The sequence below is a fragment of the Streptomyces sp. NPDC079167 genome, from assembly GCF_040686735.1.
Taxonomy (GTDB): domain Bacteria; phylum Actinomycetota; class Actinomycetes; order Streptomycetales; family Streptomycetaceae; genus Streptomyces.
Window position 1 is genome coordinate 355,502 of the sequence record NZ_JBFBLO010000002.1, and the last position, 14,995, is coordinate 370,496.

General features: G+C 72.6%; 2 protein-coding genes. Both read right to left on the bottom strand.

The window, feature by feature from the left end; all coding sequences use genetic code 11:
• Window positions 1–27: 27 nt before the first annotated feature.
• Window positions 28–7,509, bottom strand: coding sequence for a beta-ketoacyl synthase N-terminal-like domain-containing protein (locus AB0P41_RS05790; RefSeq protein WP_365930316.1), 7,482 nt, complete (start codon window positions 7,507–7,509; stop codon window positions 28–30).
• A 179-nt stretch (window positions 7,510–7,688) separates the two neighbouring features.
• Window positions 7,689–14,987: an SDR family NAD(P)-dependent oxidoreductase gene (locus AB0P41_RS05795; RefSeq protein WP_365930318.1), complete on the bottom strand. Its 7,299-nt coding sequence runs from the start codon at window positions 14,985–14,987 to the stop codon at window positions 7,689–7,691.
• Window positions 14,988–14,995: the final 8 nt, after the last annotated feature.

Here is a 14,995-nt window from a genome sequence, read left to right on the forward strand (position 1 = left end):
TGCGTCTCCTGTCGGTCGTACGCGGGATCAGGACTGGTCGTGGTGGATTTCGATGCCGATGCCACCGAGCTGGTAGATCCGCAGGGTGGACTTCCAGACGCTCGCGTCGCCGACCAGCTGGATCCGGCCCGGGGCGCGGCGCACCTCCTTGATGTGCACGTCGAACTGCATCTCGGGGTCGTCGCGCAGGATCTGGCCGCGGTAGGACCAGGTCGTCTCGGCTCCGGAGAGCAGGGCGAAGCGCGGGTTGACGAGGCCGTCGGTGAGGCCGGTCTCCACGGCGTAGACCTGGAGGCCCTGGAGCAGGGACTCGACGCCGAGCGAACCGGGCATCACGGGGTCGCGGTGGAAGTGGCAGGAGAAGTACCAGTCGTCCGGGCGGATCGTGCGGTGTCCGCGCAGGTAGCCGCGGCCGTGGTCGCCGCCGCCGGCCACGATGTCCACCCACTCGACGAGGTCGAGGTGGTCCCGGCCGATACGGGGCCCGGGACGGGACGCCTCGGCGGCCCGGTAGGCACCGAGGTCGACGCGGCGGGTCTGCGCGGGGCGGGAGGGCTGCCGGTCGATCCAGGGCGCCACGTGCGTGCCCTTGTCCAGGCCGACCTGGTTCTCCAGGGCCTTGGCGCTGAAGTAGCCGAAGAGCGACTCGCCCCGGTAGAAGACCTCGCCGTCCGCGGACAGTTCGTAGCTGTAGTTCTGCAGGATGGAGCCCGGCATCTGGTCGCTGGACAGCAGGGTCGACCGGTGCTGGACGGTCTTGCCGCGCAGATCGACGTCCTTGACCAGGGTGGCGCGGCCGTCGAGGTTGCGGATGCTGAACTGCTCCTCCGGGAAGGGCAGGGTGGCGCCCAGGTAGTAACCGAGGAGGATGGCCGCCTGGAGGCTGGACTCCATGTGGACGCAGTTGGGCATGTGCGGGTGACCGTTGTGGTCGTAGTACCAGGCGTCGTCCGGGGAGTCGTACTCGGTGACCATGACGGCCCCGCGCTTGAGGACGCCCCGGGTGCCCTCCAGCTCCATGACGCGGTCGACGAAGAGGAAGTCGCCGTTGGGGATGTACGGGGCGCGGCTGTCGGCGTAGACCTCGAACTCGGGCCCCATGGCCGTGGCCAGGTCGCCCTTGGCGGCGTGGGCCATGTGGAACTCGCTGAGCAGCGCGGGCCTTCCGCTCGCGGGGCTCAGCCGGCCCAGGAAGTGCGGGACCGTCCCCCCGGCTTCGGGGCGGTAGGGCGCGCCGGGCTTCTCCACCAGCCGGATGCCGAGCCCGGTGACGCCGATGGACGGCTTGCCGTCGCGGAGGACGACCACGTCGGCGGTGATGGCGGGGCGCGGCACCAGGGTGAGGGAGGTGATGTCGACCTGGTACTCGATCTTCTCGTGCTCCGGCGTGATCTGCCCCCGGACCTTGACCTCGGTCCGCAGGTCCGGGACGGGCTGGAAGCGGGCGTCGGGGAACGACAGGTGCAGCCCGAGGGAGAGCGCGTACACCTCCAGGAGCTGGACGGCGCCCTCCGCGACCAGGGAACCGGCGAGTACCGGGTCGTCCGGGAAGTGGCTGGTGAAGTACCAGCCGTCCGGCACCAGATGCTTGACGGCTTCGATGCGCCCGAGGCCGGCGGGGCCGCCCTTGCGGTCCAGGACGGTGATCTCGTCGGCCATGCGGAGCCGCTCGGTGGGGAGCCTCAGGGAGGTGTTGCAGCCGGCGGGCTGTGCGTGTCCCGGCCCGAACACGTCGGCGATCCGGCCTTCGCCGAGGCGTGCGAGGTCGGCGGGGCCCAGCGCGGTGCGCCCGGTGCGGGCGAGCGGCTTGAAGGCACTGGACCCGGTGAACGTGCCGTCGCCGACGGGCGGGCGGACCTTGGCCTGGAGGATGCCGAGGGAGCTCTCCAGCTCCTCGTCGGTGAAGAAGCCGGCGCAGGCGTTGTTGAGCTTCAGGATCAGCTCGCCGTCCGCGTAGCAGTCGTAGTGGAAGAAGAAGAGCAGGGTGTCCCCCTGCCGCACGAACTGGTCGATCCAGATGTCGTAGCGCAGGGTCTGGCCGACGCGCGGCAGGTCTCCGACGAAGCTGAGACTGCTGTCGAGCAGGCGGTAGACGCGGTCACCGCGGTTGGTGAAGTCGGCGCCGAGGTAGCTGATCAGCAGCAGGTCGCACTGGCCCGCCTCGATGGTGACGGCCGGGGGGACCTGTCCGTCGACGGCGTACCAGGCGTCCTCCGGTACGTCGTACTCGGTGCGGATGAAGGAGGGCTTGAACTCCCCCGGCTCGGCCTCCAGGGCGGTGACCCGGGTCGCGAAGTGGTAGGGCGGGGCGGGCAGCCGGACACGGCGGCGGTGCTCGTCGATCTCCGCGAAACGGGGGCCGAAGACGTTGCCGACCTTGCCGGTGGCGAACTCGAGGAGGTCGTGCTCGTCCCAGATCACGCCCTCGGGCTTGGGCGGGCGCGGCGGCGGGGCGCCTCCCTCGGTCAGCAGCGAGACGAGCTGGTCACGCAGCTCCCGCTGGGCCGCGAGCACCTCGCGGTGTGCCTCCAGCATCTCGCTGCGGAGCCCGCGCACCAGGACGGCCGCGGTCTCGTCGCCGGTCAGCGCCTGGCTCTTCGCGGGAGCGGGCAGCGTCGGCCGGGGCGCGGCGGACACGCGGCCGGCGGCAGGGGGCGCGGGGGTGTTCGCGGGCGGCACCTGGGCACCGGCCGGAATCATCGTGATGGGCTCCCTTTCCAACGCCAGGGATGGCGTCGGCGGCTGCGCGGAGGGGTGGGTCGGCATCGCGGTGTCCCATTCCGTGGAGTGTTCGGCGCCCGTGCCGGGCGCCGGATCGGCGAGGAGAGAGCCCTGGGCCACGACGGACGTCGCGGCCTGCGCCGGGCTGTCGTGGTGCGCCGCGACGGGCGCGGCGGGACGGTCGGGCAGGGCGGTGGGTGCGGGTGTGATGGCGGTCCTGGCGGTGGGGGCGGACGCGGGGGCGGGTGGGACGGCGGGCCGGGTGCTCGGCGCGGCGGGCACCGCGGACGGAGCTGCGAGCGCGGACGGGACGGCCGCCGGGGCCTGCGGGACCGGGGTGCACGGCAGCGTTGCCACCACCGGGGCCGGGGTGCGCGGCAGCGTTGCCACCACCGGGGCCGGGGTGCGCGGCAGCGTTGCCACCACCGGGGCCGGGGTGCGCGGCAGCGTTGCCACCACCGGGACCGGGGTGCGCGGCAGCGTTGCCACCGTGGGGGCGGCAGCCGACGCGACCAGGGGCGGGACCGGGGCGCCGCCCGCCACGAACGCCCGCAGGCCGGGCGAGCGGTCGGGACGGCTGTCCGGGAGGGGGGCGAAGGAGCTGAGGTCGACCGGGATGCCATGGGCGGCGAGGCGGGCCGCCAGCCGGGCGATGTCGGTCGCGCCACGGGCGCCCCGCCGGTCCACCGAGACCGACAGGTGCGGCTCGTCGCCCAGGGTCTCGTGGATCCACCGTGAGCACGTGCTGCTCGGGCCGACCTCGATGAAGCAGCGGTAGCCGTCGTCGTACGCACGCCGGACCAGCCGGGGGAAGTCGACCGTCTCGCGCAGCGTGACCGCGATGTTCCCGGCCACCGCGTCCGCGTCGAAGTCCGTCACCGGCGCGTAGTGCCGGCTGCTGTAGAGGACCAGGTCCCCGACGTCGCCGGTCGGGTAGCGGTTGAGGTCGGCGAGCTCGGGCAGGACCCCGTCCACCACCGGGCAGTGCATCACGTGGTTGGCGGGCGAGCGGGCGCTGCGGCAGTCCAGTTCGGCGATCAGGTCACGGCACTGCTGCGGGTCGCCCGCGACGACCGCCTCCTGCGGCGTGTTGACGTGGGTGAGGAACACCCGGTCGTAGCGGCGCAGTGCCGCCCGTACGTCGTCGGCGGGCGCGAGCAGCACATGGGTGGCCCACACCTGCGGGTCCGGGACCTCGTCCGGCAGACCCCACAGCGCGCGCACGGTGCGCTTGGGTCCGCGCAGCATGTCGTCGAAGAGCGGCGAGGCGCTGATCTTCTCGTCCCCACGGGCGCTCTTGACCCAGCCTCCGGTGGCGAAGAGCATGCTGCTCTCCCCCAGGCTGTACCCGAGGGCTCCGTGCACGGGGACGCCGAGCACCTCCCGTACCAGGTCGGTGGAGAGCAGGGCGTAACTCGTGCCGGCCGCCAGCATCAGCGGGATGTCCTCGACGAGTTCGCCCTCCATGCGCATCAGCTCACGCCGGCCCAGGGGCTCCCGGGAGCGGGGGTAGAGCGCCGCGCTGCGCAGGAGGTCGGCGGGGAGTTCGGCCTGCGCCTCGAAGCGGGGAAGCAGTCCGGGGAAGGCGCGGAACATCGAACGCCCCAGACCGAGATAGGAGTTGAACGCTCCGGGGAAGACCAGGGTGACCTTGGCGTCGGGGCCGATCGGCTTGGCGGTGAAGCAGCTACCGGACGGCGACGACCACTCGCCGCCGGAACTCCACACGCCCGGCAGGTCCTTGAGGGCCTGGTCGATCTGCCGGACGAGACCCGCCTCGTCGTCCGCGACGAGCACGGTCTTGACCTTCGCCGGCCGGTCCGCGAAGTCCGTCTGCCAGTCGCTTCCGGTCCCGGCCGCGGAGACGGCCGTACGCAGCTCGCCGAGCCGTCGCAGCAGCCCGTCGAAGTCGTCCGCGCCGACCGGCACGACCACTCCCCCGCCGGAACGGATCCAGTCGGCCTCGGTGATCTCACCGCGTACCTGAGCGCCGGTGAGCACCAGGTGGGCGTGGCTGCCCGCCGCGCCGACGACGCTGACGGACGCGGCGCGCCTGCCCTCACGGTGGGAGCGCAGCCAGGGCCGGGAGTCGGAGGCCAGGAAGAAGGCGGAGCCCTCGGTCCGGTCCGCCGCGATCTCCTCGGGTGCCACGGGGAAGTAGGCGTGGTGCAGGCAGAGCGCGGCCCGGATGAGAGCGGCCAGTCCGGAGGCGCACCCGGTGTCGCCCACGGCCCGGCTGGCGGAGGAGAGGGCGGTACGCAGCTCGCCGCCCGCCCGCTCGGCGCTCCAGACGCGGGCGAGGCCGTCGAGCTCCGCGGGGTGCGCACCGCCGGCTTCCACCAGCTCGACGTCCGACGGACCGATCCCGGCGGCGGCGAGCGCGTCCTCCGCGGCGCGTGCGACGAGTCCGGCGTTCGCGGCGGGGGTGACGTCCGGCGCGTGGTGCACGGCGATCGACTCGACCGTGGCGTACACCCTGCGTCCCTGGGGGACGGCGTCGGGCCGGGTGACGACGACGGCGCCCGCACCCTCGCCCAGGATGCGCAGACCGTCCCGTACGGTGCCGGGTTCGAGCAGTTCGCGGGCGAGGGTGTTCTCCGGTCCGGCGGCGAGGTCGACCGCGCCGACCAGGACGGCTTCCACGGTGGGGTCGAGGAGCAGCAGCCGGGCCACGTCCAGCGCCTCGACGCCGACGGCGCTGTCCGAGGAGAGCGTGAAGGAGGGGCCGGTGAGGTTCCACAGCGAGGAGACCCGGCTCGCCATGATGTTGCCGATGTAGCTGAGCACCTCGTTGGGCTCGATGGAGTCGTGGACGCCGTCCCGCGCGGCCCGGGTGAGTTCCGCGAGCTGCTGCGGCGACGGGTCGACGCCGGCTGCCGCGCACCACTCGGTCAGTTTGCGCCCCAGCTCGTAGCGGGAGCCGTGGCCGTGTGCGCTGGGTTCCATCTCCATGCCGATGACGACGCCGACCCGCCGTGCGTCGGGACCGGCCTTGCCGCCGGAGCGCTTGCGCTCGAACCCCGCGTCGCGCAGCGCCTCCTCGGCGACGCGCATCAGCAGCAGCTGCTGCTGGTTGAAGTGGGCGAGGTCCTTGGGCGGGATGCGGTACGAGGTGGTGTCGACCTCGAAGTCCTCGATGTAGGCCGCCCGGGGGGCCGCGTCCCCGCCGAGACCCGCCCGGTCCAGGGGGCCGCCCTCCACGGTCTCGAAGCCGCGCCAGCGCTGCTCGGGCAGGGAGCGTACGCCGACGAGCCCGTCGTAGCCGGCGCGTTCGAACTCGTCCAGGGTGGCGAAGGAACCGAAGTGCGCGCCCATGCCGATGACGGCGAGCGGGGGCGGCTCGGTGGGGGCGGCGGGCGCTTCCGGCGCGACCGTGGTGGCCGGTGCGGCCGGGGTTCCCGTCGTTTCCGGTGTCTCGAGCGCCTCCGGTGCGGAGAGGACGACGTGGGCGTTCGTACCGCCGAAGCCGAAGGCGGAGACTCCCGCGCGGCGGGGCGCACCGGGGGCGGGGTCCGGCCAGGGCACGGCCTCGCGTACGACCCGGTCCGCGATCGTGCCGGGCAGCGGCTGCTCCACACCGATGGTCGGGGGTATGACACCGTGCGACAGCGAGAGCACGACCTTGAGGAGGCTGGACATGCCGGCCACGGTCAGCAGGTGGCCGATGTTCGCCTTGACCGAACCCAGCAGCGGGCCACGGCCGAAGAACGCCTCGGCGCCGCCGAGTTCCGTGCTGTCGCCCAGCGGCGTACCGGTGGCGTGGCACTCCAGGTACTGGATCGCGGACGGGTCGACCCCGGCTTCCCGGTAGGCGAGTTCGTACGCGGCGAGCTGCCCGGCCTCGTTCGGCGCGAGCAGGTGCTTGCCGGGGCCGTCGTTGGTCAGGGCGAGGGCGTCGATCACCGCGTGGATGCGGTCGCCGTCGCGCTGTGCGTCGGCGAGCCGCTTCACCGCGATCATCGCGGCTCCCTGGCCGGTGACGATGCCCCGGGAACGGGCGTCGAAGGGCTGGCTGAAGCCGTCCTGCGGATAGGCGCGCAGGTCGGAGAAGGACAGGTGGATGACGGTCGGGTCGGGTGCGCAGACACCCCCCGCCAGCATGAGGTCGGCCCGGCCCGTCTCCAGATGGGCGCAGGCGAGCTTCAGCGCGTACAGGGCGGAGGAGCACGCCGCGTCGAGGGTGAACCGCGGGCCCTCCAGGCCCAGGGCCGCCGCGACGACACGGGCCGGCATGCCGCCCGCCCAGAGGTTGTGCGCGGTGACCGCGCCGGACGGGTCCGGGGCGCCGGGCGCGATCAGGGCGCCGGGCACGGAGAGGCCGGCCTCGGCGAGACCGTCGGCCACGGCGGAGTCCCAGAGCTCGCCGGCGAAGCGGCCGGAGGCCGGGGTGGGGAACGGGTAGTTCCCGAACACCACCCCGGTCCTCCGTCCTTGCCGGCCGTCCACGGTCGGGGGGTGGCCCGCGTCGGCCAGCGCGTCCCCGGCCACCCGGAGCGCCCAGTGGAACGAGCGGTCCAGGCCGGCCAGGTAGTCGGCGGGGAGGCGGTAGTCCTTCGGGTCGAGACCTGCGGCACTCTCGTCGTACTCGTCCAGGAAACCGCCCCTGGTGCAGTAGATGCGGTGCCTGTCCTCGGGGTCGGTCTCCCGGGTCTCCGGGGTGTGCCCGAAGACGCGTTCGTCCCCGTCGGTGCGAGAGTCCACACCTGCGATCAGGTTGCGCCAGTAGTCGTCGGGTGTCCCGGCCCCCGGGAAGAGGCAGGCCAGGCCGACGATCGCGTACTTGCCCATGGTTGGGTCAGCCTCCGGGTGTCCGCATGGTTCGGTTCGGGAGTCAGGGGTCGGGAGGGGCGGTAGGGGCCGTGTCCTCAGGGGGCCGGCGTCCGTCGGACACCGGGCCCGGGAGGCCCGGTAAGCACCGGGCGGGTCCGGCCCCGGAGGGGGCCGGGGCCGGACCCGCCCGGTCGCCGTCAGACGGAGACGGTGGCGGAAGCGGTCCGTTCGGCCGCCCCGAACTTGCCTTCCAGCTGGGGGTCCTCCACGACCACCACACCGTCGAGGACCTGGAGCACACGGCCCTCCCGGTCGAGCGCGGTGATCGAGCAGCTGATGCCGCTGGGCCCGGCGGTGACGTTCTCCACCGCGATCAGGAAGTCCTGGTCGGCGGGGAGCTCCGCGAGGAAGCGGGCGCTGCCGATCTCCATCGGCAGGGAGGCGCGGTTACGGAACCGTCGCACCCACACCAGCGCGGACTGGAGGAGCAGATCGGCGATGACCGGGCTGTGGAACCGGCCGTGGTAGGCACCGCGTGCCGGCAGCCCGTCACCGAGCCGTGCGCCGAGCAGCAGCAGCCCTTCCTCCGCGACGAGCACCGAGCGGATCCCGCGGAGCGCGGGACCGTGGAAGAGCGTGCCGTCCCGGTACAGCGGGGCGGCGTCCGTACGGTTCGCCGCACGCGCGGCGCGGGCGAGGTCCGTACGGTCCGCGGGGACCGGCGGCACGTCCGTGGAGAGGCTCGCCCCGTAGGACGGCCTGCTCCGTCCGGCGTCGTCCACCGCGGAGGCCAGCACCTCGATCGCGTGCGGGCGGGTGGCCGGTCCCGGCTCGATGAACAGCCGCAGCCGTGAGGCGTCGGCTCCCTCGCCCTCCGCCGCGTCCATCACCAGGCCCTTGAAGACCTTGAACGCGGACACCCCGGTGACCGGCTTGCCGGTCACCCTCTCGGTGGTGTTGACGAGGGCGCCGAGCGCGGCGGTGGCGGGCAGCACCCGCTTGCCGCCGATCGTGTGGTCCGCGAGCAGCGGGTCGGCGGAGATGTCCGCGAGCGTACGGTCGACGAGCAGGGTCGGCGAGGCCGGGGAGCCTTCGGCCGGCGGAGCGGACAGCGGGGTGAGCGGGCCGGCGACGACGACCGTGTCCTGGCCGCGTGCGGCGGTGAACTGCTCGGCGAACATGCCCGCACCCGTCGCCACCGGAACCAGCGCCACGCCCCGCGAGGCGAACATCCGGCGCAGGTCGTCGGTGACCATCCCGCCGTCCCACGCACCCCAGTTGACGGAGGTCACGCGCGCCGAGGGCAGCTCCTGCCTGAGGCGCACGGCGAGACGGTTGAGCGCCTCGTTGGCCACGGCGTAGTCCGACTGGCCCCGGTTGCCGAAGAATCCGGCGACCGAGGAGAAGAACACCAGGTGGCGCAGGTCGGCCGGGCCGCGGAGTGCGTCCAGCACATGACCGAGGCCGACGATCTTCGTACCGAGGACCCGGGCGATCTCCTCCGGCGTCTTGTCGGCGATCAGCCGGTCGGCCAGGACACCGGCGCCGTGCACGACGCCCGTGACACGGGAGGCGTACGGGGCCAGGGCGGTCCGGACCGCGGCGGCGTCGGTGATGTCCACCACGAGGTACTCGACGGTGGCGCCGGTGCGCCGGAGCCGGTCGAGGTTGGCCTGGATCTCGCGGCTGCCGGTCAGTTCCCGGTAGACGGCCTCGACACCGCGCGGGGTGGCCTTCTCCCCGGAAGCGGTGATCCGCTTGGCGATGAGGCCCTTGAGCGCCGCGCCGTCGGCACCCGCCGCCCACTCGGGCTCGGGGGTCACCTGGCTGCGGCCGAGCAGCAGCAGGCCCACGGGACGGGCCTCCGCGAGCGCCTGGAGGCAGTCGGCGGTGATGCCGCGGGCGCCGCCGGTGACGACGAGCAGGTCCTGGGCGCCGATCTCCTGTACGGCCGTCACGTGCGTGGCCGGCGGCTCGGCGGACGGCACGATCGTACGGCGTCCGTCCGGATCCACGCCCACATCCGAAAGGCCGGCCGACACGTCGTGGATCTCGTCCAGGAAGCGTGCCGCGACGGTGTGGTCGTCCAGGCCGGGAGCGAAGTCCACGGTGCGTGTGAAGAGCGAGGGGACCTCGATCGCCAGCGTCTTGACGAGTCCGCTCACGCCGCCGAGGAGGGCGGAGCCGGTGCCGCTGCCGCGGTAACCGTTCGCTCCGTCCAGCCGGGTCACCGCGACGAACGACGCCCGGTCGCCGGCCGCCGCCTTCAGCGGGGCCTGGGTCAGCTTGGCGACCAGGACGGCGTGCGCCAGACGGCGTGCCGCCTCGATCCACTCCTGTCCGGCCTCGGCGGCCATCTGCACGACCAGGTCGAGGCGTTCGGCCGTGACAGCCGCCGCGAGCTCCTGCTCGTCCCACGTACGGAGCGGGCGGACGGAGTCGGCCTCACCCGCGGATGTGGTGGCGCCCGGCAGTACGACGATCTCCACCCGCCAGCCGTCGGCGCGCAGACCGGCCACCAGCGGCCGGGTCAGCGTCGACCCGTCGTCGAGGACGAGGGCGACGGGCTGCTCCGCGTAGGCCCGTACGACACGGCAGACCGCGGGGAGTTCGCGTACGGCCGCGAAGGTCCGTCCCACGCCGTCCGCCTGGGGGTACGTGACGACGAGAGGGGGCTCGACGGCAGGGCCGGAACTCTCGGCGACCGGACCGCCGGGGGCCGGCCCGGAGGCGTCGGCCAGGAAGGCGGCGATGTCGTCCAGGGTCCGCAGCTCACCCATACGCTCAGGGTCCACCTCACCGGAGACCGGGAAGCGTTCCTGAAGCGCTCCCATGATCTGGACCCGCTTGATCGAATCGATCCCCAGGTCGGCCTCCACGTCCATACCCGGCTCCAGCATCTCCACCGGATAACCCGTCTTCTCCGCCACCACCTCCAGCAACGCCCCCAACACAGCGGCGTTCACCTCGCCGGACGGCGCAGGAACGACAGGAGCGGGAGCGGCAACTACCGGAGTGGCAGCGACGGAAGTGGCAGCAGGCTCAACCGGGGCAGCCGACCCGGAGGCGCCGGCCAGGAAACCGGCGATGTCGTCCAGGGTCCGCAGCTCACCCATACGCTCAGGGTCCACCTCACCGGAGACCGGGAAGCGTTCCTGAAGCGCTCCCATGATCTGGACCCGCTTGATCGAATCGATCCCCAGGTCGGCCTCCACGTCCATGCCCGGCTCCAGCATCTCCACCGGATAACCCGTCTTCTCCGCCACCACTTCGAGCAACGCCCCCAGCACAGCGGCGTTCACCTCGCCGGACGGCGCAGAGGCGACGGGAGCGGGAGCGACAGGCGCGGAAGCGGGAGCGGCAGGCTCAACCGGGGCAGCCGACCCGGAAGCATCGGCCAGGAAACCGGCGATGTCATCCAAGGTCCGCAGCTCACCCATACGCTCCGGATCCACCTCACCGGAGACCGGGAAACGCTCCTGAAGCGCCCCCATGATCTGAACCCGCTTGATCGAATCGATCCCCAGGTCAGCTTCGACATCCATACCCGGCTCCAGCATCTCCACCGGATAACCCGTCTTCTCCGCCACCACCTCCAGCAACGCCCCCAACACAGCGGCGTTCACCTCGCCGGACGGCGCAGAGACGACAGACTCCACCACAGGAGCAGCGGGAATGGGCGCAGACTGGACCGGGGCAGCCGACCCGGAGGCGTCGGCCAGGAAACCGGCGATGTCATCCAGCGTCCGCAGCTCACCCATACGCTCCGGATCCACCTCACCGGAGACCGGGAAACGCTCCTGAAGCGCCCCCATGATCTGAACCCGCTTGATCGAATCGATCCCCAGGTCAGCTTCGACATCCATACCCGGCTCCAGCATCTCCACCGGATAACCCGTCTTCTCCGCCACCACCTCCAGCAGAGCACCGAGCACAGCGGCGTTCACCTCGCCGGACGGCGCAGAGACGACGGGAGCGGGAGCGACAGGCGCGGAAGCGGGCGCAACAGACTCAACCGGGGCAGCCGCACCGGAAGCCTCGGCCAGGAAACCGGCGATGTCATCCAGGGTCCGCAGCTCACCCATACGCTCCGGATCCACCTCACCGGAGACCGGGAAGCGTTCCTGAAGCGCGCCCATGATCTGGACCCGCTTGATCGAATCGATCCCCAGGTCAGCCTCCACGTCCATACCCGGCTCCAGCATCTCCACCGGATAACCCGTCTTCTCCGCCACCACCTCCAGCAGAGCACCGAGCACAGCGGCGTCCACCTCCGCCACCGGAGCAGCAGGGGCAGCAGGGGCAGGCTCTGCCGTCACATGAGCAGCAGCGGCCGCAGGCTCAACCGGCGCGACCGCCGGTGCCTCCTCGCTCTTCAGCGCGTCGATCAGGAGCCGCGTCGCGCGCTCGTGCGCGGACGTGATCGACGCACCGTGCTGCTCGATGAGCCGCAGCGCCGCGTCGGCGTCGGGGTGGGTGCCGGAGCGGACCGACAGTTCGAGGGTCTTCACCGCTTCGCGGATCGTCTCGACGTGCGCGTCGAGGATCTCGGCCTGGAGGTCGAGCCCTTCCCTGGCCACCGCGCTCAGAGCGTCCGCAGTTCCCTCCGCCGGCTGGGTCACCGGCTCGGACACCGGCGGGACGGCCGGCCGGGCCGTCGGCGCCGCCTCGCGGGACGGCTCGGCTATCGCGTCGCGGTAGGCCGAACGTCGGGCTTCCGTCACGTAGTTGATGCCTCGCAGCGGGATCGCCATGCCCTTGCCCACAGGCACCTCGGGCACCTCGGCGCTGTGGTTGTCGATGCCCGAGACCGGGAGACCCAGGACCGCCAGCTCGATGACGGCGCGCTTGAGGGCGAGCTCGCCGTCCTTGGCGGGGCCGCCGTCCACCGCGACGGTCCGTACGCCCTCGCGGCCTTCGAGCACACGGTCCACGAGGTCGGAGAGGACCCGCTTGGGGCCGAACTCCACGAAGACCCGGAAGCCGTCCGCGTACATCTCCTCGATGCGGTCGGCGAAGGCGACCGGCCGCAGTAGCTGGTCGACCAGCGTGCGGCGGCTCTCGGCCTGGTCGGCGCCGTAGGAGGCTCCCGGGGTGTTCGCGTAGACGGGAATGCGCGGGGCGTTCAGGGCGACGCCCGAGACCGCCTCGCGGAAGGCGTCTGCGGCGTGGGCGACGAAGCGGGTGTGGAAGGCCGCCGAGACGGGGAGCCGCTTCGCGGGGATCGTGCCGCTCGCGGCGTCCGCCACCAGGCGGTCGATCTCCGCGGTCGGGCCGCCGACCACGATCTGCCCGGGGGCGTTGATGTTGCAGACCGACACGTCCCGGTAGCCGGCGAGGAGCGCCTCGACCGCGCTCAGTTCGCCACGCACGGCGGCCATGGCGCCGGCGTCGTGGGAGCCGGAGGCGTCGGCGGGCGGAGCCATCGCGAGGCCGCGGGCGCGGGCCAGCTCGGCGAATCCGTCGTCGTCGAGGACACCGGCCGCCCACAGGGCGGTCAGTTCGCCGAAGGAGTGCCCGATGACACCGTCCGGGGCGAACCCGAGCTCCTTGAACCAGGCGAACTGCCCGGCGGACAGCGCCCCGATCGCGGGCTGGGCGAACTCGGTGCGCCGCAGCGCTTCCTCCTGGGCCTTGCGCGTGGTGTCGTCGAAGGCGGGCGGCGGGAACACGACGCGGCCGAGTGTCTCGGCCCCCGCGGTCAGGCGGTTGGCCCTGTCGTACGCGGCGAGGACGGGCGGGACGGCGAGGGCGGCCTCGCGGCCCATGCCGACGTACTGGCTGCCCTGTCCCGCGAAGACCGCGGCTGCCTTCGTGCCGGCGGGGATGCCGGAGCGCCGGTAGGTGATCCCCTTGGGGTGCTGCCAGGCGTCCGCGCCGGGCTTGGCCCGCAGCAGCTCGACGGCGGTGGTGCGCAGCGCCTCGAACTCCTCGTCGGAACCGGCCACGATGCCGATACGGGCGTCGCCCGCGGGGACCCAGCCCAGCGGGTCGGGCGCGGTGCCCTGCTCCAGACGGCGGGCGAGCGCCTCGGGGTCGGCGGCGTGCCAGAGGCCGGTGCGGGCGACGGGGCCGAGCACCTTGCCGCCGGTGGTGTCGTGCTCCTCCAGGACCATGTGGAAGTTGGTACCGCCGAAGCCGAAGGAGGAGACGGCGGCCCGGCGCTTGTCGCGGCCCGGGTCCGCGATCCAGGGCCGGGCCTGGGAGTTGACGTAGAACGGGGTCTCGGCCGGGTCGACGGCGGCGCTGGGCCGCTCGACGTTGATGGTCGGCGGGAGGACCTTCTGGTGCAGGGCGAGCGAGAGCTTGATCAGCCCGGCAGCGCCCGCCGCCGCCTTGGTGTGCCCGATCTGGGACTTGACGCTGCCGATGGCGGCGTAGCCGCGGGCGTCCTGCCCCTCGGCCACGAAGGAGCCGAGGGCGGACAGCTCGGTGTGGTCGCCGACGGCGGTCCCGGTGCCGTGCGCCTCGAAGAGCTCGATGGAGCCGGCGGGGACGTCCGCGTCCTCGTAGGCGCGGCGCAGGGCGAGCTGCTGGCCCTGGGCGCGCGGGGCGTAGATGCTCTTGAAGCGGCCGTCGCTCGATGTGCCGATGCCGCGCAGGACGGAGTAGATCCGGTCGCCGTCGCGTTCGGCGTCGGCGAGCCGCTTGAGGGCCAGCATGCCGATGCCCTCGCCGATCAGCGTGCCGTCGGCGGACTCGTCGAAGGGCCGGATGATCTGGCTCTTGGAGAACGCCGGGGTCTTGCTGAAGCACATGTACATGAGGATCGTGTTCTCGGCGTCGCAGCCGCCGGTGATCATCAGGTCGGAGCGGCCCTCGACGAGCTCGCTGACGGCGAGCTTGACGGCGGCGAGGGCACTGGCGCAGGCCGCGTCCACGGTGCAGTTGGTGCCGCCGAGGTCGAAGCGGTTGGCGATGCGTCCGGCGACGACGTTGCCGAGCATGCCGGGGAAGGAGTTCTCCTCCCACGGGATGTAGGCCTTCTTGAAGCGCTCGGCGACCTCTTCGGCCTGGGCCTCGCTCAGTCCGACGCTGCGGACCACCTCCTTGAGGACGGGCGTCTGGAGCCGTGCGGACAGCGGCTGCGTCAGGGAGTTGGCGCCGGTGACGCCGAGGATGACCCCGGTGCGGGCCGGGTCGTACCACCCCGAACCCTCGGTCCCGGCGTCGCGCAGCACGTCGCGGGCGACGGTCAGCGACAGGAGCTGGAGGATGTCGGTGACTTCCAGGGTGTTCGGCGGCAGCCCGAACTCCATGGGGTTGAAGGCGATCTCGGGCAGGAACCCGCCGCGCCGGGCGTAGGTCTTGTCCTCGGCCGTGGGGTCGGGATCGTAGTAGTCGTCGAGGTTCCAGTGGGTGTCCGGAACGTCCTCGATGCAGTCGTTGCCGTCGACGATGTTGTGCCAGAACTCGCGCACGTTGCGCGACTGGGGGAACAGGCCGGCCAACCCGACGATGGCGATGGGTGTCTCGGCCAGACGTGAGTGGTGCACGACGGTCC